The organism is Micromonospora sp. NBS 11-29, from assembly GCF_002140155.1.
Classification (GTDB): Bacteria; Actinomycetota; Actinomycetes; order Mycobacteriales; family Micromonosporaceae; genus Micromonospora.
Window position 1 is genome coordinate 596,554 of record NZ_NAPR01000004.1, and the last position, 19,882, is coordinate 616,435.

The following is a 19,882-nucleotide window of genomic DNA, read 5'->3' on the forward strand; positions in this document are numbered from 1 at the left end:
CATGGAGATCGAGATCTACGCCGACGTCGTCTGCCCCTGGTGCTGGATCGGCAAGCGCCGACTCGAGCAAGCTCTGGCGGCGTACGACGGCGAGGTGACCGTCCGGTACCGGCCGTTCCAGCTCGACCCGACGCCGGTGACCGAGCCGCGCCCGCTGCTCGACGCACTTGCGGAGAAGTTCGGCGGACGGGACAAGGCCGAGGGCATGGCCGCCCACGTCTCCCGGGTCGCCGCCGACGCGGGCCTCGACCTGCGGTTCGATCGCGCCGTGGCGGCGAACACGTTCGACGCGCACCGGCTGGTGCGATTCGCCGCCGAGCGGGACCGCGCGGCGGAGGTGGTGGAGCGGCTCTACCGGGCGCACTTCCAGGACGGCGTGGACGTCGGGTCGGTCGACGCGCTGGTCACGCTGGCCGGCGAGGTCGGGCTGGACGAGGCCGAGGCCCGCGCGTTCCTGGAGTCGAGCCTGGGCCGCCGCGAGGTGGCCGGCGACCTGAGCACCGCGCACCAGCTCGGCGTCTCCAGCGTGCCGACCTTCGTGCTGGCCGGAAAGTACGCGGTCGTCGGCGCCCAGGAGCCGGAGACGCTGCTCGCCGCGCTGGGCGAGGTGGCGCAGCGCGAGGCGGTCGGTTGATGTTTCACGTGGAACGATATCGATGCGGGTGAACGGCTAGGCCGGGCGGGCCAGATCCTCCACCACCGTGGCCCCGGGCAACGCCCCGAGCGCAGGCCCGGGCAGGGCGATCTTGCTGTGCCGTACGCCCGACCCGATGATCACATGCGGGGTGGCGATCACCCGCGAGTCGACCAGGATCGGCCATTCCTCCGGCAGCCCGATGGGCGTGATCCCGCCGTACTCCATCCCGGTCAGCTCCACCGCCTCAGCCATCGGCGCGAAGCTCGCCTTACGCACGTCCAGCAGCTTGCGGACGACTCCGTTGACGTCGGCCCGGGTGGTGGCGAGCACGATGCAGGCGGCGTAACGGGTCTCGCCGCCCCGCTTGCCGGCGACCACCACGCAGTTCGCCGACTCGTCCAACCTCACCTCGTACGCCGCGCAGAAGGCCGCCGTGTCGGCCAGCTCGGCGTCGATCGGAGCGACCAGCACCTCGTCCACGTTCACCGGGGCCTCGTCCGGCCACCGTTCCACCGCCGCGGCGACCGGTGGTGCCAGCAGGTCCAGCCGGGCCCGCGCCGGCTCGGTCTTCAACGTCCCCATCACGGGGCGATCCTCGCACCTGCGCCGGAGATCCGCTCGCCAGCCTGTTAAGCGGGGCCCCTTCCTATACCGAATGCGTTAACAAGGGCCCCCTCCTTACACCTCGGTGAGCTGGCGCCGCTGGAGCGCCTCGGGGCGGTAAGCCTCGGCATCCTCGATGCCGTGCCGGACACCGACCCGTATCACGCCGTAGAGGAAGACGAAGCCGAAGACGTACAGCACCACGGTGACCACGAGAACCAGCATGGGGCCACGGTAGGGCGGCACCGGAACCGACCGGCTCTCATGTTCCGCCCGTTCCCCCGTACGTGTCGGTCAGGTGGCTTCCACCCGGCCGGCGAGCACCAGGCCGAGCAGGCCGCAGCCGGCCGCGACGGCCAGCGTCGCCGCGTAGCTCGCCGGGCCGGGCGACGAGCCGACGGCCAGCACCGCCCCGGTCAGTGCCAGCACGGTGGCGGCCGCCAGCGAGTCGCCCAGTTGCAGCGCCGAGGAGTTGCGGCCCTGCTCGGCCGGGTCGGACAGCTCCAGCGTGAGCACCGACAGCGACGGGTAGAGCAGGCCCATGCCCAGGCCGGCGACCGCCCAGGCGAGCACCGCGGGTGCCACCGGCATCCCCGGCAGCAGCGCCGACGCGACGCCCGCCGTGCCGGCGGCGATGCAGGCCAGGCCGGCTCGGGGCAGGCTGGCCGCGGGGNCAGCGACCAGGAGAGCGCCCCGACGGTGAGCACCAGACCGGCCCCGGTGGGCGTGAAACCACGCTGCCGGGAGAGCATCAGCGGGATCACCACCTCCGCGCCGACGAACGCCGCCGAGGCCAGCCCACGCAGGCCGATCACCGTCGGCAGCCCCCGTGCGGCCCGGAGGAAACCCGGCGGGAGAAGACGCGGTACGCAGGCGAGCAGTCCCACCAGCGCCGCCCCGACCAGGACGGCGGCGAGCGCGCCGCGCTGCTGCCCCCCGTAGTGCAGCAGTGCGGCGCTCGCCCCCGCCCCGCAGGCCCAGCCCATCCGGGCCAGCGCGCCGGCCGGCGGCCGGGTCGGCGTGGTGCCGGCGAACGCCCGCAGCCCCGGCTGGATCAGCAGCACCGCCGGCACGGCCACCGCCGGCACCGAGAGGAACACCCAGCGCCAGCCGAGGTGCTCCACGATCAGGNCCGGCCAGCGCGGGTCCGACCAGCGACGGCACCACCCAGGCCGCCGCGAACGCGGCNGAACATCCGCCGCCGCAACCCCTCCGGGTACGCGTGTCCGACGATCACGTAGAGCGCCACGGAGAGCAGGCCCGAGCCGAAGCCCTGCACCACCCGCCCGACGACCAGCACCTCCATGGTCGACGCGGCTCCCGCCGTCGCCAGGCCGGCGACGAACCACCCCACCCCGTGCCACATCGCCGGCCGGGGGCCGCGCGCGTCGCACCAGATGCCGGAGGCGACCATCGCCACCACCCCGGAGGCGAACGGACCACCGAAGGCCAGCGCGTACAGGCCGAGTCCGCCCAGGTTGCGCGCCACCGTCGGCATGGCGGTGCCCACCGCCAGGGCCTCGAACGCGAGCAGCGACACCAGGGCGACGCTGCCCACGGTCATCGCCCGCAGACGCGGCGACCACAGGCCGAGCGGTGCGGTCGCCGGTACGGCGGTGACGGTCGTCATGGGCACCAGCGTGCGACATCAACCCTGGTTCAGGTCAAGCGGTCTCCAGCGCCTTGCCCAGGCCCTTCGCCAGACCCGAGAAGTGCTGGTCGGCCAGGACGTGCCCGGCCGTGATGACCAGCGCCAGCGGCCACTCGATCACCTGCAACGCGGTGAGCACCCCGATGCCGGCGTAGTAGGCCAGCCTGTCCGGCGGGGGCACGGCCACCTCGCCCAGCAGCGGGACGTCCACCCGACGGCTGTACGCCCGGACCGTCTCCCGCGGCCCACTCAGGTGACGCGTCAACGTGCTCATCCCAGCCTCCCCGGTTCGCCTCGGCGGCATCGACCCGACCGGCATTCCACCGCCCGCCCCGTCCATGCCCCGGGCAGCGGGGAAAGTTCCCCTGCCCGAGGGGCATAACGGACGCCGCGCCGGGAAGTCGGGCCGCCGGGACGAGACCGGGAGGCGAGATGGCGTACGGGTTCGCCGCTCTCCTGTCGCCGGCTTCCGTGCCGGACACCCTCGCGCGGGTCGCGCGTACCGTCGGGTCGGCCCTGCCCGAGAACGCCGTGCCGCCGGCGGTCACCGAGGCGGCCGGGAACGTGGGCGCGGCGGCCGCCGGGCTGGCCCGCCTCACCGGGTTGACCCGGCGTCGGGTCTGGTCCCGACCCGGCCGGCACCACATCGAGGTGCACGGCGTCTGCCAGGACGGCGGGGACCGGCTGGCCCGGCAGGTCGAGGCGGCGCTGGAGGCGGTGCCGGGAGTCACCTGGGCGCGGGTGAACGCGCCGTCCGGTCGGGTGGTGGTGGCGACCGGGGAACCGGCGCCGAAGCTACGCGACCTGATCGCCACCGTGGCGCGGGCCGAGCGGACCTGCCCGTACGAGCCGGACCCGGAGATCCCACCGCCGCATCCGCCCGAGGAGGGCCCCCGCACCGCCCGTACGCTCGGCGCGCTGGCCTCCGACGCGCTCGGCCTGGCCATCTCCGGGGCCACCCGGATCCTGCCGTTCACACCGGTCCCCGGCGAGGTGGCGGGCCTGCTGACCGCCGTCGACCTGCATCCGAGGCTGCACGCGCTCGCCGGCCGGGGCCTGCGCGCCGACCCGCGCGCCGAGGTGCTCTTCCCGCTGGCCGAGGCGGTGGTGCAGGGGCTCACCGGCGGCTGGGCCGGCATCGTGCTCGACGGGGCGCAGCGGGTGGTGCAGTGGGGCGAGGCGCGGGCCCAGCTCGCCGCCTGGAGTCGCGCCGAGCCGGGCCTGACCGGCGACCCGGAGCGGGCGGTGGCCCGGGTGCCGGACGGCGAGCGGCCCTGCCCGGTCCCGGACGGCCAGGTCGAGCGCTACGCCAAGCGGGTGCTCGCCGCCGGCGCGGTGGCCGGTGCCGCGGCGATACCGGTGGCCGGTCCCCGGCGGGCCGCCGCGCTGGCGCTCTCGTCGCTGCCCAAGGCCCCCGGCAGCGGACGTGAGGGGTACGCGGCGCAGCTCGGCCGGATGCTCGCCCGACGTGGTGTCATCGCCATGGACCGCGGCGTGCTCCGCGAACTGGACCGCATCGACACGGTGCTGCTGGACACGGCGGTGCTCGGCTCCGACCGGGGTGTCCTGGCCGACCTGGCGCCGCTGCGCGGCGCCGACACCGGCCAGGTCGCCGCCCGTGCGTTCGCGCTGTTCGACCCGGACGAGCCGGACGCGGTACGGGCCGACGGCGGATGGCGGATCGGTCCACTGGACCGCCTCGACGCCGAGGACCCGGGGGACACCCCGGACAGCGGCCGGCTGCGCGACAGCGGTGGACGGCTGCTCGGGCTGGCCGAGGACGACCGGCTCGTCGCCGTGCTGCGAGTCGAGCCGGAACCCGCCCCCGGCGTGGACGCGCTGGTGTCCGCCACCCGCCAGGCNGCTCGTGGTCGCCGGCGCCGAGGACGGCCGGTACGACTTCGCCGACCTGCGCGTACCGGGCGGTCCCCGACTCGCCGCGACCGTCCGTGACCTGCAACGCGAGGGCGCGGTGGTGCTGGTGGTCTCCGGGGAACGGTCGGCGCTCGCCGCCGCCGACTGCGGCCTCGGCGTGTCCGCACCGGACGACCTGCCCCCGTGGGGCGCACACCTGCTGGTCGGAGACGACCTGCGGATTCCCGCCCTGATCGTCGACGCGGTCGGGGTCGCCCGGCGGATGACGGGGCAGAACATCCGGATCGCCATGGCCGGCGGTGGGCTCGGCGCACTCGGCGCGTTCACCGCCCATCCGCGACGGCTGCCCCGCCCGACCCTGGCCGCGGTGAACGGCGCCGCCGCGGTGGCGTTCGCGCACGGCGTGTTCCGGGCGCACCGGCTGCCCGACCGCACCGGCACCCCGGGGCCCACGGTCACCGCCTGGCACCTCATGCCGGTGGAGACCGTCCTCGACCAGCTCGGCACCCGCCCCACCGGGCTCACCGGCGCGGAGGCGGCCCGCCGCCGGCAGGTCGGGGCCGGTGACCGGCCGGGCCCGGCCGGGCTGCTCCGCGCGTTCGTCGACGAACTGTCCAACCCGCTCACCCCGGTGCTGGCCGCCGGCGCGGTGCTCTCCGCGATGTTCGGCTCGCTCGTCGACGCCGGCCTGGTCGGCGGTCTGGTCGGCGGCTCCGCGCTGGTCGGCGCGGTGCACCAGCGCAACACCGAACGTTCGTTGGCCGAGCTGCTGTCCCGCTCCGCGGTCACCGCCCGGGTGCGGCGCGACGGCGTGGCCCGGGTGGTGCCGGCGGAGGAGCTGGTGCCCGGCGACGTGATCGACGTCAGTTCCGGTGACGCCGTACCGGCCGACTGCCGCGTGCTGACCAGCGACGGTCTGGAGGCCGACGAGTCGTCCCTGACCGGTGAGTCGCTGCCGGTGGCGAAGAACCCCGAACCGGTGGTCGCCGCGGCGCTCGCCGATCGACGCTCGATGCTCTTCGAGGGCTCCACCCTCGCCGCCGGGCACGGCACCGCCGTGGTGGTGGCCACCGGCGCGGAGACGGAGTCCGGGCGGAGTCTGGCGCTGGCCCGGCAGGCCCCGCCGGTCAGCGGGGTGGAGGCGCGACTGGGCAAGCTGACCAGCACCGCCGTGCCGCTGGCCGCCGGCTCGGCCGTCGCCGTCGCCGGGGCGGGGCTGCTTCGGGGCGTACCCCTGGCCGAAACGGCGGCGACCGCCGCGAACCTGGCCGTGGCGTCGGTGCCGGAGGGGCTGCCGTTCCTGGTCAGCGCCGCGCAACTGGCGGCGGCGCGGCGGCTGGCCGAGCACCGCGCCCTGGTCCGCAACCCCCGCACCGTCGAGGCGCTGGGCCGGGTCGACGTGCTCTGCTTCGACAAGACCGGCACCCTCACCGAGGGGAAGCTGCTGCTGGCCGGCGTGGGCACCGGCGACGACCGGTACGCCCCGACGGACCGGCTCGACGGGCCGTTGCGGGCGACGCTGGCCGCGGCGCTGCGCGCCACCCCGGCCGCGGCCGACCCGGACGAGCTGCCGCAGCAGACCGATCGGGCGGTACGCCGGGGCGCGCAGGCGGCCGGTGTGGTCGAGCAGACCGGGGCGGCGGACTGGACCGCGACGGCGACCATGCCGTTCGAGCCGTCCCGGGGCTACAGCGCCGCGGTCGGCCGCACCGCCGACGGCTCGCTGCTCAGCGTGAAGGGCGCGCCGGAGTCGGTGTTGTCGCGGTGCGCGTCCCGGCGCACCGCCGACGGTGACCGGCCGTTGGACGCGGCCGGGCGGGACGAGGTGCATGCCATGCTGGCCGCGCGGGCCGGGGCCGGGCACCGCGTCCTCGCCGTCGCCGAGTGCCCGGTGTCCGCCGACTCGGTCGCCGACGAGCAGGTCGACGGGCTGGTCCTGGTGGGTTTCCTGACGCTCGCCGACGGGGTGCGGGAAAGCGCACGGCCCTCGGTGGAGCGGATCCGGGCGGCCGGCGTGCACACCATCATGATCACCGGTGACCATCCGGCCACCGCCGAGGCGATCGCCGCCACGATCAGCCCGGACCACGGCCAGCAGCGGGTGGTCACCGCGAGCGACCTGGACCGACTCGACGACGGCGCGCTCGCGGAGCGGTTGATGGCCACCGACGTGGTGGCCCGCTGCACGCCCGCGCACAAGGTACGCATCATCCAGGCGTTGCAGCGCCGGGGCCGGACCGTCGCGATGACCGGGGACGGCGCCAACGACGCCCCGGCGATCCGCCTCGCCGACGTCGGCATCGCGCTCGGCCAGCGCGGCACCCCGGCCNCACCCTGGTCGAGGGGCGGGCCATGTGGTCGTCGGTGCGGCACGCGCTGAGCATCCTGGTCGGCGGCAACCTCGGTGAGATCGCGTTCAGCGTGCTGACCGCCGCCTCGACCGGCCGGTCCGCCCTCACCGGACGGCAACTGCTGCTGGTGAACCTGCTCACCGACCTCGCACCGGCGCTGGCCATCGCGGTCCGTCCACCGGCCGACGACCGCACCGACCGCCTGCTGCGGGAGGGACCGGACTCCTCGCTCGGCGCCACCATGAGCCGGGAGATCGCCCTGCGGGCGGCGGCGACCACGCTGGGCGCGACCGCCGGATGGACGGTGGCCCGGTGGACCGGCACCCGACGACGGGCCGGCACCGTGGCGCTCGCCTCGCTGATCGGCACCCAGCTCGGGCAGACCGTGCTGGCCGGCGGCACCAGCCCCACCGTGCTGGCCGCTACGGCCGCCTCCGTCGGCGTACTCGTCGTCGTGGTGCAGACACCGGGGGTCAGCCAGTTCTTCGGCTGCACCCCGCTGGGCCCGGTCGGCTGGACCATCGCCACCGGCTCGGCGTTGGGCGCGACGTTCGCCAACGGCGCGCTGACCCGGCTGGTGGACCGCCTGCCTCAACCCGGTTCGCATGGGCGCGGCGACCAGGGGTACGGCGACGGACATGACGCCTGAGGTGACCTTCGTCGGTACGGCGACCACGGTGCTCCGGATCGGCGGGTTCACCCTGCTCACCGACCCGAACTTCCTGCATCAGGGGCAGCGGGCCTACCTGGGTCGGGGGCTGTGGTCGAAACGGAGCACCGACCCGGCGCTGACCATTCCCGAGCTGCCCCCTCTGGACGCGGTGGTCCTGTCCCACCTGCACGGCGACCACTTCGACCGGGTGGCCCGGCGCGGGCTGGACCACGCCCTGCCCATCCTCACCACACCCCAGGCGGAACGGAAACTGCGCCGCTGGGGCTTCGGCGCGGCGGAAGGGCTGCCCACCTGGCGCGCGTACGAGCTGCACCGGGGCGACGAGACGCTGCGGCTGACCGCGCTGCCCGGCCAGCACGGGCCGGGCCTGCTGGACCGGGCCCTGCCCGACGTGATGGGCAGCCTGATCGACCTGGAACAGGGCGGTGAGCGCCGGTTCCGCCTCTACGTGACCGGGGACACGCTGCGGCGTCCACAGCTCGCCGACATCCCGGAACGTTTTCCCGGCATCGACGCCATGCTGATCCACCTCGGCGGCACCCGCATCGCCGGCATCCTGCTCACCATGGACGCGCGGCAGGGCGCCGACCTGGTCGAGCTGATCCGGCCGCAGCTCACCGTACCGATCCACTACGACGACTACCCGGTGTTCCGGTCGCCACTGCGGCACTTCGTCGAGGAGGCCCGGCGGCGCGGCTTCGCCAGCCAGGTCCGGACCGTCCACCGCGGCGAGACGGTGCCGCTGACCCCCTGAGACGCCTGGGTCAGTGCCAGGTGGCGGCGGCCCGGCGCAGCCGGTCGTTGACCGCCCGCCCCAACCCCGCGTCAGGCACCGGCTCGGCGACGATCTCGGTCACCCCGGCCGCGTCGAGCCGGTGCAGCGCGTCGAAGAGACGCGCCGCCGCCGCCGTCAGGTCACCGTCGGGCGACAACACCTCCACCGCCGCCCAGTCACCGTCCGCCGGTGGTTCCCGGAACGCCAGGAAGCCCCGCCGGCCGCCGTCGCCCCCGGCCGCCGCGCCCAACCGCAACGGGGTACGCGGGGCGTAGTGCGCGGCCAGCGACCCGGGCGCGACCGGCTGGTTGGAGTTGCCCTGCCGTACCTCGACCGGCCCGACCGCCTCGATGAGCGCCTCCACCGGCAGCGCGCCCAACCGCAGCACCACCGGGCGGTCGCCGCGGGCGTCCACGATGGTCGACTCGATCCCGCACCGGGTGGGTCCGCCGTCGAGCACCACCTCCACCGCGCCGCCCAGCCCCGCCACCACATGCTCCGCCCGGGTCGGGCTGAGCTGGCCGAACCGGTTGGCGCTCGGCGCGGCCACCGGCACCCCGGCGGCGGCGATCAGCGCCCGGGCCGCCGGAAGGTCCGGCACCCGGACCGCCATGGTCTCCAGGCCGGAGGTGACGATCGGCGGGACCACCGCCGGCCGGTCCACGATCAGCGTGAGCGGGCCGGGCCAGAACCGCTCCGCGAGCGCGGCCACGGCCGGTGGCACGGCGCCGACCAGCGCCGGCAGGTCGGCGGCGTCGGCCAGGTGGCTGATCAGCGGGTCGAAGCTGGGCCGGGCCTTCGCCTCGAAGATCCGCGCGGCGGCGCGTGCGTCCAGCGCGTTCGCGCCCAGCCCGTAGACCGTCTCGGTGGGGAAGGCGACCAGCCCGCCGGCGCGCAGGACGGCGGCGGCCTCGGCGATGCCGCTGTCGGCGGGCAGGACGCGCGGGGATCCGGTGCTCACGCCCCGACGCTAGCCTGCGGCGACGGCCGTCCCGGCGGGACCCCGACTGGTCCGGATGGCAGACTGTGCGATCGCACGGTGCCGAGCGTTCGATGATTCCGCCGATCAGGAGTCCTGCGATGGCCGAGATCCTCCTCTTCCACCACCTGCGGGGCCTCACCGACGGCGTCCGCGCCCTCGCCGAGGCCCTGGGCGCGGGCGGACACACCGTGCACGCCCCCGACCTCTTCGACGGCGAGCGACCGGCCAGCCTCGAAGAGGGCTCGGCGCTCACCAAGCGGATCGGCGGTGACGTCCTCGACGAGCGCGCCGACCGGATCGCCGCCGGCCTCCGCCCCGACCTCGTCTACGCGGGCGTCTCCTGGGGCGCCGCCATCGCCCAGCGTCTCGCCCAGACCCGGCCCGGCGCCCGGGCCGCCCTCCTCTACGAGGCGTGCCTGCCGGTCACCGGCGAGTGGGCGATCGGCCCCTGGCCCGACGGCGTGGCGGTGCAGGTCCACGGCATGGAGCAGGACCCGTTCTTCGGGCTGGAGGGCGACGTGGACGCCGCCCGCGAGCTGATCTCGATCGTCGGCCCGGGCCGGGGCGAGCTGTTCGTCTACCCCGGCGACCGGCACCTGTTCACCGACCGCTCGCTCCCGTCGTACGACGCGGCGGCGACCTCGCTGGTGGTCAGCCGCAGCCGCGACCTCCTCGACCGGCTGGGCTGACCGGTTCCGCTACTTGTACTGCGCGATCTGGATCAGGTTGCCGCAGGTGTCGTCGAAGACGGCCGTGGCCACCGGGCCCAGGTCGACCGGCTCCTGCGTGAACAGCACCCCGAGCTGCCGCAACCGGTCGTGCTCGGCCGTCACGTCGTCCACCGCGAACTGCGTCAGCGGGATGCCGTCGCCGGCCAGCGCCTCCTTGAACGCCTTGGCGGCCGGATGCGCGTCGGGCTCCAACAGCAGCTCGACGCCGTCCGGCGCGTCGGGCGAGACGACGGTCAGCCAGCGGTGCTCGCCGGTCGGCACGTCGGTCTTCTTCACGAAGCCCAACACCTCGGTGTAGAAGCGCAGCGCCTTCTCCTGGTCGTCGACGTACACGCTCGTCAGGTTGATTCTCATGGCGTCTCCTGGGTGGGTTCGGACCGGAGCCATCGCTCGGTGATGGCACGCAGCGGCCGGGTGTCGAGGTGGTGGAACTTGTACCGCCCCTGCCGGCGCGTGACGATCAGGCCGGCAGCCTCCAGCACGCTGAGGTGCTGGGAGATCGCCTGCCGGGACGAGCCGACCTGGTGCCGGGTGGCCAACCGGCCGCAGATCTCGAACAGCGTCTGACCGTCTCGCTCGGTCAGCTCGTCGAGGATGAGGCGGCGGGTGGGGTCGGCCAGCGCCTGGTACAGATCGCCCACACCCGCCATCATAGGCAAGTCGCAACTTGCCTATCAAGCGTCCGACCGATAGCAATCGCCTTGCTTTTTCATCCACCGACGGTAATATCTTCGTGTTTTTGTCTAAACGGGGAGGAAAACCTACATGCGATGGAAGATCTCCGCCGGTGCCCTCGTGGCGCTGGCCTTTCTGATCCCGGCGGCACCGGCGGCGGCGCACACCGGATCGCCCGCACCGAACGGGGCCTGCCAAACGGTCGAACGCAAGGTGTACAAGGACATCCGCGAGCTGGTCACCATCGACCTGGACACCGCCACCACCACGCAACTGCGGCTGTTGGCGAACCAGATCCTCGCCGTGGCAAACACCGAGGCGCTAACCATCCTGCCCGGCGCGATCCAGGAGCGACTCGACGGCACCTCGGATGACCTCCGCGCCTTCCTCAAGACGAACCTGCAGGGCGCCTGGTCGACGGACCTACGCGTCGCCATCGCGCAGACGCTGGTGAACGCCGGTCCCAACGTGGACGCGGCCGCGCAGAAAGTGCTCCGCGAACCCTCCATCGACGCGTACCTGGCCTACCTGAACGACGGCCTGTACGCCGCACGCGCGAAAGACTGCGCGTCGCAGCCCACCCCCACGCCGACGTCCCGGCCCACTTCGACGCCGAGCGCCACGCCCAGCGCCACCACGACCGTCGCACCGCCCTCCGCTGAATCCGCCAGCCCCGGCGGCGAAGGCGGTGGGCTGCCCGTGACCGGCGCCGACACCGCAACCGTGGCCGGCATCGGCGGAGCGCTCCTGCTCCTCGGCGGCGCGGGCTACGTGATCGGCCGCCGACGCCGCTCCCGCTTCGTCGCCTGACCCACCCGCACACCCGGCGCGCCCCGCTCGACACGTCGTCGGGCTGGGCGCGCCGCGCCGTGTCCGGCCCGGGTCATCAGCGCCTGGTCTCGTACCTGGTCAGCATCACGCCGCCCGGGAACGCCCGGGACTCCACCAGGGTCAGGCTCACCCGATTGTCCAACGCCGTGAAGAACGGAATGCCACCACCCACCAGCACCGGGTGGGTGACGATCGCGTACTCGTCGATCAGCCCAGCCCGCATCGCCACCGCGGCGAGCGTGGCGCCGCTGATGTCCAGGGAGCCGCCCTCCCCAGCCCTGAGCCTGGTGATCTCGGCGAGCGCGTCACCGGTCACCAGACGGGTGTTCCAGTCGACCGGAATGGTCGTCGAGGAAAACACCACCTTCGGCATGTTCCGCCAACGACGGGCGTACTCGACCTCCGCCGGGGTGGCGCCCGGCCGCTGATCGGCGGTCGGCCAGTGGGAACTCATCGCCTCCCACAGCCTGCGCCCGTACAGCGCCGTACCCGTCGCCCCCACCCGGTCGGACCACCACTGGAACAGCTCGTCGCTCGGCGCACCCCAGTCGAGGTCGTCACCGGGCGCGGTGATGTAGCCGTCCAAGCTCAGGTTCATGCCGAAGGTCAATTTCCGCATGGTGTCAGCCTTCCGTGAGTCGGTACTCGGCGTACAGACCAGCACGGAACGGAAGAATCATCGGTCAGGGCCGCACCGACGGGCGGGTACAAGTGCTGGTGGAGCCCAGGGGACTCGAACCCCTAACCCCTGCCTTGCAAAGGCAGTGCTCTGCCAGTTGAGCTAGGGCCCCGCGACCGCGCTCAGCGCAGGTCGGGCGCGGTGGTCGCCTCGTGCCACAGGGCGCGCTCGTCGTTCGACGCCTTGACCTTCTTGGCCACCACGGCGGCCACGCCGACGATGCCGGCCAGGATCAGCAGCTTCTTGAACATGGGCTTGACCCCTCGCGCTCGACTGTCGTCGGACGGTGTGCGGTGGGGCTAGCTGGAATCGAACCAGCGACCTCAGAGTTATCAGCTCTGCGCTCTAACCGACTGAGCTATAGCCCCGCGTTGGCGACGAGCAAGGTTAACCCATCGCCGCCGCCGCCCCCAAATCGGGGGCCCGGTGGCGGAAACGCCCGCGCCACCACGAAACCTACCCGGACGCGCGACGCCGGGGCGACCGCTTTTCGCGGTGCCCCGGCGTCGTCCGATCAGTCCCGCTCGGCGAGCGTCAACTCGATCCCGCCGACCAGGTCGGCGCAGACGTTGTAGACGAACGCGCTCAGCGTGGCCAGCGCGGTGAACAGCACGACATTGACCAGGCCGACCAGCGCGGACGTCAGGATCACGCCCTTGGCGGTGATCCTGAAGCCGCCACCACCACCCTGAGCGCCGCCGGCGTTCACCAGGTCGGTCAGGCTGTCGTTGACGCTCTTGAACACGCCCATCGCGTCGAGCGCGAGGTAGAGCACCGAGGTGGCCACGACCACCACGATGAAGAGCACGACCGAGACCGCGAACGCGAACTTCATCACGGACCACGGGTCGATCCGCTTCAGGTTCAACCGGGCCCGGCGCGGTCCGCGCGACGCCGCCGAGCTGACCGAGGTACGCGCGGAGCGTACCGCCTCACCCACGCGCGCGGCCCCGACTGCCGTCGCGCCGCTGATGCCCGGCGGCAGGCCACCGCCGTTGGCGGGGCGGCCCTGGGGAGCCCCGGCCGGGCGGGTGGCGTCGGGGGACGCCTTGGGGGCGGCGCCCATCCCGGCGCCGACACGCGGCTGGGTGCCGGTCGTGCCGGTGGACGCCCTGGCGGTGGCGGTCGTGGTGACCGGCGGTGTGCTCGTGGCGGTCTTCGCTCCGGCCGGCGCGGCCAGACCGTCGGCCGACGTCGGCGCGTCGATCTTGGTCTCGTTCGCGTCCCGGGCGGCCGATTCCTCCCCCGGCTTGTCGGGAGGCGGCACCATGCCGGGGGCACGGGTGAACTTCGGGGCAGGCGCGTCGGCGGGGACCGTGGCCCGACCCACGGCGGCACGGCCGGCGGCTGGTGTACCGCCCTGCGCGGCCTCCTCCTCGACCGGGGTGGCCGAGGTCCCCTTGTTCCCCGACTTCGCCTGTGTCTCCGTCATCAACTAGTCCTGTTCGTCAGGCTCGTCGGCATTGCGAGCAATCGCCACGATAGTCACGCCGTCCGGGAGGTCCATCAGCTTGACCCCCATTGTGTTCCGGTCACGCGTACGGCGTACAGGCTTCACCGGAGTCCGGATGACGCCGCCGTTGCTCGTGATGGCGAACAACTCGTCCTCCGGATCGATCACGACCGCACCGACCAGACCACCGCGTCGCTCGGTGATCTTCGCAGTCAGCACGCCCTTACCTCCCCGGCCCTGCACCGGGTATTCCTCGATCGGGGTACGTTTCGCGTATCCCCCGTTCGTCGCCACGAGGACGTCCAGGCCCTCCCGGACCACCTCGACGGCGAGCAACTCGTCCTCACCGCTGAAGCGCATGCCGATCACCCCCGACGTGGCCCGGCCCATCGGACGCAACGCCTCGTCGGTGGCGTTGAAGCGGATCGCCTGAGCGTTCTTCGACACCAGCAACAGGTCGTCCTCCGGAGCCACCAGGACCGCACCGACCAGCTCGTCCTCATCGCGCAGGTTGACCGCGATGATGCCGCCGGAACGGTTGGAGTCGAACTCCTCGAGCCGCGTCTTCTTCACCAGGCCGTTCTTCGTGGCCAGTACCAGGTAGGGCGCCACCTGGTAGTTCTGAATTTCGATGATCTGCGCGATCTGCTCGTCGGGTTGGAACGCGAGCAGGTTGGCCACGTGCTGGCCCTTGGCCACCCTACTGGCCTCGGGAAGCTCGTACGCCTTCGCCCGGTAGACCCGACCCTTGTTCGTGAAGAACAGGATCCAGTCGTGGGTAGAGCATACGAAGAAGTGGCTCACGATGTCGTCCTGCCGGAGCGTCGCCCCGCTCACGCCCTTGCCACCGCGCCGCTGCGACCGGTAGAGGTCCACCTTCGTCCGCTTCGCGTACCCGGTCCGGGTGATCGTGACGACCACGTCCTCGCGGGCGATGAGGTCCTCCATCGAGACCTCGCCGTCGAACGGGATGATCTTGGTGCGACGCTCGTCGCCCCACTTCGCGACGATCTCCCCCAGCTCGTCGGAGACGATCTTCCGCTGCCGCTCCGGCTTGGCCAGGATGTCCTTGAGATCGGCGATCTCCAGCTCCAGCTTCGCCAGGTCGTCCAGGATCCGCTGCCGCTCCAGCGCGGCCAGCCGGCGCAGCTGCATGTCCAGGATCGCGGTCGCCTGCACCTCGTCGATGTCCAGCAACCGGATCAGACCCTGCCGGGCGTCCTCCACCGTCGGCGACCGCCGAATCAGCGCGATCACCTCGTCCAACGCGTCCAGCGCCTTGGACAGACCGCGCAGGATGTGCGCCCGCTCCTCCGCCTTGCGCAGCCGGAACGCGGTCCGCCGACGGATCACCTCGATCTGGTGCTCGACGTAGTAGCGGATGAACTGGGCCAGGTTGAGCGTGCGCGGCACCCCGTCGACCAACGCCAGCATGTTCGCGCCGAACGTCTCCTGGAGCTGCGTGTGCTTGTAGAGGTTGTTCAGCACCACCTTGGCGACCGCGTCGCGCTTGAGCACCAGCACGATCCGCATACCGGTACGACCGGAGGACTCGTCCCGGATGTCGGCGATGCCGGCGAGCTTCCCCTCCTTGATCAGCTCGGCGATCCGCTCGGCCAGGTTGTCCGGGTTGACCTGGTACGGCAGCTCGCTGACCACCAGCGCCGGCCGGCCCCGCTTGTCCTCCTCGACCTCGACCACCGCGCGCATCCGGATCGAGCCGCGCCCGGTCCGGTACGCGTCCTGAATGGCCTGCTGCCCGACGATCAGACCGTGGGTCGGAAAGTCCGGACCCTTGACGATCTCCAGCAGGGCTTCCAGCGTGGTCGCCTCGTCGACGTCCGGGTTCTCCAGACACCACTGCACCGCCGCGCCGATCTCCCGCAGGTTGTGCGGCGGGATCTTGGTGGCCATACCGACCGCGATGCCCTCGGAGCCGTTGATCAGCAGGTTCGGGATCCGCGACGGCAGGATGGTGGGCTCCTTGGCCCGGCCGTCGTAGTTGTCCTGCAGGTCGACGGTGTCCTCGTCGATGTCCCGCAGCATCTCCATCGCCAGCGGGTCGAGCTTGCACTCGGTGTTGTGGCTGACGAAACCGTCGGAGACGAAGGAGTGGTCGTCGGTGTCGACCCGGATGCTGTAGACCGGCTGGACACCCGCGTCCGTGACCTCGGTCACCTCGGCGTAGTAGAACCGACCGTCGACCAACGGCTCGACCACGTCGAGGATCCCCGGCTCGGTGATCCGGGCGGCGATCTCGTCGCGGTCCCGCTCCCACCGCTCCACCCGGTCCACGTTGTACCGACGCAGCCAGTCGCGCTCGGTCCAGCGCGTCGCGCCGTGCTCCCGGATGAAGTCACCGACGAACGGCACCATGTCGCCGGAAAGCGCGGTGCTGCTCGCCGGCACCTGGGCCAGCTCCGACTCCAGCTTGGTCTGCTTCCGACCGAGGAAGCCGACGTGGGCGGCGAAGATCCGGGCGTCGCGTCGGTTGGTGACAACGACCTTGATCTCGCCGTCGTCGTACCGGCACTGCCTGCTGATGACGCCGAACTCCAGCAGGAGCTGCTGCACCTCGCGGGCCAGGCGCTCACTGCGGGTGGAGTACGAGACCTGGATCGTGTTGCGCGGCAGCAGCGAGGACGAGCCGTCGCCCTCGAACAGTGCCTGGAGGAAGGCGCGCTTGACCGCGGCGGGCCCNCCAGCAGGCTCGACCGCAGCGCGGTGAGGTTCTGCACGTCGAGCTCGTGCAGCCTGCTGCCGGAGGCGATGACCCGCTCGGAGACATACCGGGGACCACCGACGGCGAGGTCGTAGGCGGCGAGGACCCGGACGAAGAACTCCCGGTCCACGTTGTTGAAGCCGGCCCGCTGCTCGGACACCCAGCCCTCGGACACGAACGCGCCGGCCAGGACGGCCGCCTCGACGTGCTCCAGCATCGGGTAGCCGATCTCGTCCGGCACGGTGCGCTGGAGGACCACCCGGTCACCGGGGGAGATCTCCGCGAGCAGCTTCCACAGCAGGGTCGGTACGCCCGCCACGCTCACCAGGCAGAGCACCGGGTGGTTGTGGGTGCCGGTCAGCTCGTACCCCTCGCGGGTGCGCAGCCGCAGCGTCGGGTGCTCGCCGGAGTGGAAGAACTTCGAGGCGCGGGCCAGGTCGCCGTTGCGGTCGCGGACCTTCAGCTCGACGTCGGTCTCGCTGCTCGGCGCGGCGCCCGGCACGATATCGCCGATCCGGACACTGCCATCAAAGGTACGAATACGGACATCTGCCGTAATGCAGTATCTCATGGCCGCAGCCGGGTCGTTTCCGGGCGAACCGAAGTTGCCGTTGCCGTCGACCAACGGGTAACGCAGCGCCCAGGACTGCGCCATCCGGACCAGCGCGTCGTAGATGGCCGAGTCGCCGTGCGGGTGGAACTGGCCCATCACGTCNACATGGCGTAGAGGATCTTGCGGTGGACCGGCTTGAGCCCGTCCCGGACGTCCGGTAGGGCCCGCCCGACGATCACGCTCATCGCGTAGTCGAGGTACGAGCGCTGCATCTCGACCTCGAGGCCGACCGGCTCGATCCGGTCGTGCTGGACGACCGCGGCCGTTGTCTCCGGGGTCTCCGGCTCGGTCGGGATGGACTCGGGAGTATCGGTCACTGTTAACCCTTATCAGACTCTTCAGTCGTGGTCTCGCTGTGGATAACGGCTGTGGAAAGCGTTCAAGCTGTGGATAACTCTGTGGACGGCCGAACCGACCGGTGGACTCCCGGCCGGCCCGGCGTGGCCCGTCAGATGTCCAGGAACCGCACGTCCTTGGCGTTGCGCTGGATGAACGACCGGCGCGCCTCGACGTCCTCGCCCATCAGGACGCTGAACAGTTCGTCGGCGGTGGCGGCGTCGTCGAGCGTGACCCGGCGCAGGGTACGGGTCGCCGGGTTCATCGTGGTCTCCCACAGCTCGGGATAGTTCATCTCGCCGAGGCCCTTGAACCGCTGGATGTCGTCCGGGCGGGCGTTCGGCTTCTTCTGCTGGCGCAGGGCGATCAGCCCGTCGCGCTCCCGGTCCGAGTAGGCGTACTGGGCGTCGTCGCCCTTCTTGTTCCACTTGATCTTGTAGAGCGGCGGGGCGGCGAGGTAGACGTGGCCCAGCTCGACCAGCGGCCGCATGAAGCGGAACAGCAGGGTGAGCAGCAGCGTCTGGATGTGCTGGCCGTCGACGTCGGCGTCGGCCATCAGCACGATCTTGTGGTAGCGCAGCTTCTCGATGTCGAAGTCGTCGTGGATGCCGGTGCCGAGCGCGGTGATCAGCGCCTGCACCTCGTTGTTCTTCAGCACCCGGTCGATCCGGGCCTTCTCCACGTTCAGGATCTTGCCGCGGATCGGCAGGATCGCCTGGACCCGCGGGTCGCGGCCCTGCTTCGCCGAGCCGCCGGCCGAGTCGCCCTCGACGATGAAGACCTCGGACTCGCGCGGGTCGGTGGACTGGCAGTCGGCGAGCTTGCCCGGCATCGNATGCGGGCGCGGGCCGCCTGGGACGCCTTGGTGATGATAATCTTCGCCTCGGCCGGGTTGCGGTCGAACCAGTCGACCAGCGACTCGTTGCAGACCCGCTGGACGAAGCCCTTCACCGGGGTGTTGCCCAGCTTGGTCTTGGTCTGGCCCTCGAACTGCGGGTCGGTCAGCTTCACCGAGATGATCGCGGCCAGGCCCTCGCGGATGTCCTCCCCGGAGAGGCGCTCGTCGCCCTTGAGCAGCTTCTTCTCGGTGCCGTAGCGGTTGACCACGCTGGTCAGCGCCGCCCGGAAGCCCTCCTCGTGGGTGCCGCCCTCGTGGGTGTTGATGTTGTTGGCGAAGGTGTAGACCGACTCGCCGTACGACTCGTTCCACTGCATGGCGATCTCGACCGACATGCCCGACTCCTCGGCGCCGAACTCGACCACCGTCTTGTGGATCGGGTTCTTCGAGGCGTTGAGGTGCCGGACGAAGTCGGCGATGCCGCCGTCGTAGTGGAAGGTGACCTCGCGGGTCTTGCCCTCCTCGTCCTCCGGCACCCGATCGTCGAGCAGGTGGATGGTGAGCCCTCGGGTGAGGAAGGCCATCTCCTGCAGGCGCCGGTAGATGGTCTGGAAGTCGAAGTCGACGGTCTCGAAGACGTCGGGGTCGGGCCAGAAGGAGACCGCCGAGCCGGTGCGGTCGGTGGGCTCGCCCTTCTCCAGCGGGGTCGGCTTGGAGTGATCGTACCGCTGCCGCCAGACGAAGCCGTCCTTGTGGATCTCGACGGCCATCCGGGTGGAGAGCGCGTTCACCACGGAGACGCCGACGCCGTGCAGGCCACCGGAGACCGCGTACGCCTTGCCGTCGAACTTGCCGCCGGCGTGCAGCACGGTCAGTGCGACCTCGACGCCGGGCTTCTTCAGCTTGGGGTGCAGGTCGACCGGGAAGCCGCGGCCGTTGTCGGTGACCCGGACGCCACCGTCGGCCAGCAGCACCACGTCGATGGTGTCGCAGTATCCGGCCAGCGCCTCGTCCACCGCGTTGTCGACGACCTCCCACACCAGGTGGTGCAGACCGCGTTCGCCGGTGGACCCGATGTACATACCGGGCCGCTTCCGGACCGCTTCCAGGCCTTCGAGAACGGTGATGGACTCGGCACCGTACTTCTTGTTGTCCTCCGCTGCCACGCTCGGCCACTTTCTCGCACCGGCCGCGCGTGGGCGCGGGGGCGCGGGTTCGGCGGGCAGGACGCGACGTCGGCGCACGCGGGCCGCCCTGGGTCGACCAGGTCGCGGATCGGGTGCGCCGGCCGCCACGGTTGCCCGCGGATCGCGATCGGCTCGGACCCGGGNAATGATCAAGGGCCCTGAGGGCCCGTGTTCCGTCGCTCCGCGTCGGGTCTTTCGTCTCGCCCTCAATCTTACTGTGCGCATCCGACCAAACCGCCACTCGGCACCCTCTCCGAGGCGGCTGAGAAT

The 19,882-nt window shown here is 72.1% G+C and carries 16 protein-coding genes, 2 tRNA genes and 4 pseudogenes; 5 read left to right on the plus strand and 17 right to left on the minus strand.

Features of this window, described 5'->3' with window-relative positions:
* The first annotated feature begins 1 nt into the window (after position 1).
* Complete coding sequence (locus B1205_RS06870) at positions 2-634, plus strand: DsbA family oxidoreductase (RefSeq protein ID WP_089154808.1); 633 nt, start codon at positions 2-4, stop codon at positions 632-634.
* Between the two features lie 36 nt (positions 635-670).
* Here B1205_RS06870 and B1205_RS06875 read toward each other — a convergent pair whose 3' ends face one another.
* From B1205_RS06875 to B1205_RS06885, 5 genes are all read right to left on the minus strand, one after another.
* Positions 671-1,219: a YbaK/EbsC family protein gene (locus B1205_RS06875; protein WP_089154809.1), complete on the minus strand. Its 549-nt coding sequence runs from the start codon at positions 1,217-1,219 to the stop codon at positions 671-673.
* Between the two features lie 96 nt (positions 1,220-1,315).
* Positions 1,316-1,465, minus strand: a complete 150-nt coding sequence (locus B1205_RS29550; protein ID WP_176308452.1) for a hypothetical protein — start codon at positions 1,463-1,465, stop codon at positions 1,316-1,318.
* 69 nt (positions 1,466-1,534) lie between these two features.
* On the minus strand, positions 1,535-1,831 hold the full coding sequence (locus B1205_RS30995; protein ID WP_254909762.1) for a hypothetical protein: 297 nt from the start codon (positions 1,829-1,831) through the stop codon (positions 1,535-1,537).
* A gap of 535 nt (positions 1,832-2,366) precedes the next feature.
* Entirely contained in the window at positions 2,367-2,870 is a 504-nt protein-coding gene (locus B1205_RS31000) for an MFS transporter (protein WP_254909763.1), read from the minus strand.
* Between the two features lie 34 nt (positions 2,871-2,904).
* Positions 2,905-3,231 carry a hypothetical protein gene (locus tag B1205_RS06885; RefSeq protein WP_441338445.1) on the minus strand — a complete coding sequence of 109 codons (327 nt, stop codon included), beginning with the start codon at positions 3,229-3,231 and terminating at the stop codon, positions 2,905-2,907.
* Positions 3,232-3,323: 92 nt separating this feature from the next.
* Here B1205_RS06885 and B1205_RS06890 point away from each other — a divergent pair.
* Together B1205_RS06890 and B1205_RS06895 are read left to right on the plus strand one after the other, a co-directional pair.
* Positions 3,324-7,766 (plus strand): annotated as a pseudogene (locus tag B1205_RS06890) (HAD-IC family P-type ATPase).
* Positions 7,756-8,544 carry an MBL fold metallo-hydrolase gene (locus B1205_RS06895; RefSeq protein ID WP_089154810.1) on the plus strand — a complete coding sequence of 263 codons (789 nt, stop codon included), beginning with the start codon at positions 7,756-7,758 and terminating at the stop codon, positions 8,542-8,544. The pseudogene B1205_RS06890 and the gene B1205_RS06895 overlap by 11 nt, the downstream one beginning before the upstream one ends.
* 10 nt (positions 8,545-8,554) lie before the next feature.
* On the opposite strand, the gene B1205_RS06900 is transcribed toward B1205_RS06895, so the two are convergent.
* Positions 8,555-9,502, minus strand: coding sequence for an L-threonylcarbamoyladenylate synthase (locus B1205_RS06900; RefSeq protein ID WP_089154971.1), 948 nt, complete (start codon positions 9,500-9,502; stop codon positions 8,555-8,557).
* Between the two features lie 143 nt (positions 9,503-9,645).
* Between B1205_RS06900 and B1205_RS06905 the strand changes: the two genes are divergently transcribed.
* A complete protein-coding gene (locus B1205_RS06905) occupies positions 9,646-10,236 on the plus strand; it encodes a dienelactone hydrolase family protein (RefSeq protein ID WP_089154811.1) in 591 nt (196 codons plus the stop codon).
* 9 nt (positions 10,237-10,245) lie between these two features.
* On the opposite strand, the gene B1205_RS06910 is transcribed toward B1205_RS06905, so the two are convergent.
* Positions 10,246-10,632 (minus strand): VOC family protein, encoded by a 387-nt coding sequence (locus B1205_RS06910; RefSeq protein WP_089154812.1) that lies wholly within the window; start codon positions 10,630-10,632, stop codon positions 10,246-10,248.
* The gene (locus B1205_RS06915; protein WP_089154813.1) at positions 10,629-10,931 is read right to left on the minus strand and encodes an ArsR/SmtB family transcription factor; all 303 of its coding nucleotides are present in this window, start codon (positions 10,929-10,931) and stop codon (positions 10,629-10,631) included. Before B1205_RS06915 ends, B1205_RS06910 begins: the two co-directional genes overlap by 4 nt.
* Before the next feature lie 112 nt (positions 10,932-11,043).
* Here B1205_RS06915 and B1205_RS06920 point away from each other — a divergent pair, with 112 nt between their 5' ends.
* Positions 11,044-11,763 carry an LPXTG cell wall anchor domain-containing protein gene (locus tag B1205_RS06920; RefSeq protein ID WP_089154814.1) on the plus strand — a complete coding sequence of 240 codons (720 nt, stop codon included), beginning with the start codon at positions 11,044-11,046 and terminating at the stop codon, positions 11,761-11,763.
* 76 nt (positions 11,764-11,839) lie between these two features.
* Here B1205_RS06920 and B1205_RS06925 read toward each other — a convergent pair whose 3' ends face one another.
* The 9 genes and pseudogenes from B1205_RS06925 to gyrB form a co-directional block, all read right to left on the minus strand.
* Positions 11,840-12,403 carry a dihydrofolate reductase family protein gene (locus B1205_RS06925; protein ID WP_089154972.1) on the minus strand — a complete coding sequence of 188 codons (564 nt, stop codon included), beginning with the start codon at positions 12,401-12,403 and terminating at the stop codon, positions 11,840-11,842.
* Between the two features lie 96 nt (positions 12,404-12,499).
* Positions 12,500-12,575, minus strand: a tRNA-Ala gene (locus tag B1205_RS06930).
* A gap of 10 nt (positions 12,576-12,585) precedes the next feature.
* Positions 12,586-12,714, minus strand: coding sequence for a DLW-39 family protein (locus B1205_RS30220; RefSeq protein WP_013283222.1), 129 nt, complete (start codon positions 12,712-12,714; stop codon positions 12,586-12,588).
* A gap of 43 nt (positions 12,715-12,757) precedes the next feature.
* Positions 12,758-12,831, minus strand: a tRNA-Ile gene (locus tag B1205_RS06935).
* A 146-nt stretch (positions 12,832-12,977) separates the two neighbouring features.
* Entirely contained in the window at positions 12,978-13,895 is a 918-nt protein-coding gene (locus B1205_RS06940; RefSeq protein WP_089154815.1) for a DUF3566 domain-containing protein, read from the minus strand.
* A gap of 3 nt (positions 13,896-13,898) precedes the next feature.
* Positions 13,899-16,802 (minus strand): DNA gyrase subunit A, encoded by a 2,904-nt coding sequence (gene gyrA, locus B1205_RS06945; protein WP_369597263.1) that lies wholly within the window; start codon positions 16,800-16,802, stop codon positions 13,899-13,901.
* Positions 16,803-17,029: 227 nt separating this feature from the next.
* A pseudogene (locus tag B1205_RS33300) lies at positions 17,030-17,209 on the minus strand (hypothetical protein); the annotation flags it as partial.
* Positions 17,201-17,568 (minus strand): annotated as a pseudogene (locus B1205_RS32875) (DNA gyrase subunit A); the annotation flags it as partial. The pseudogenes B1205_RS32875 and B1205_RS33300, both read right to left, overlap by 9 nt.
* 131 nt (positions 17,569-17,699) lie before the next feature.
* Positions 17,700-19,591: pseudogene (gene gyrB / locus B1205_RS06950) on the minus strand (DNA topoisomerase (ATP-hydrolyzing) subunit B).
* Between the last annotated feature and the right edge of the window lie 291 nt (positions 19,592-19,882).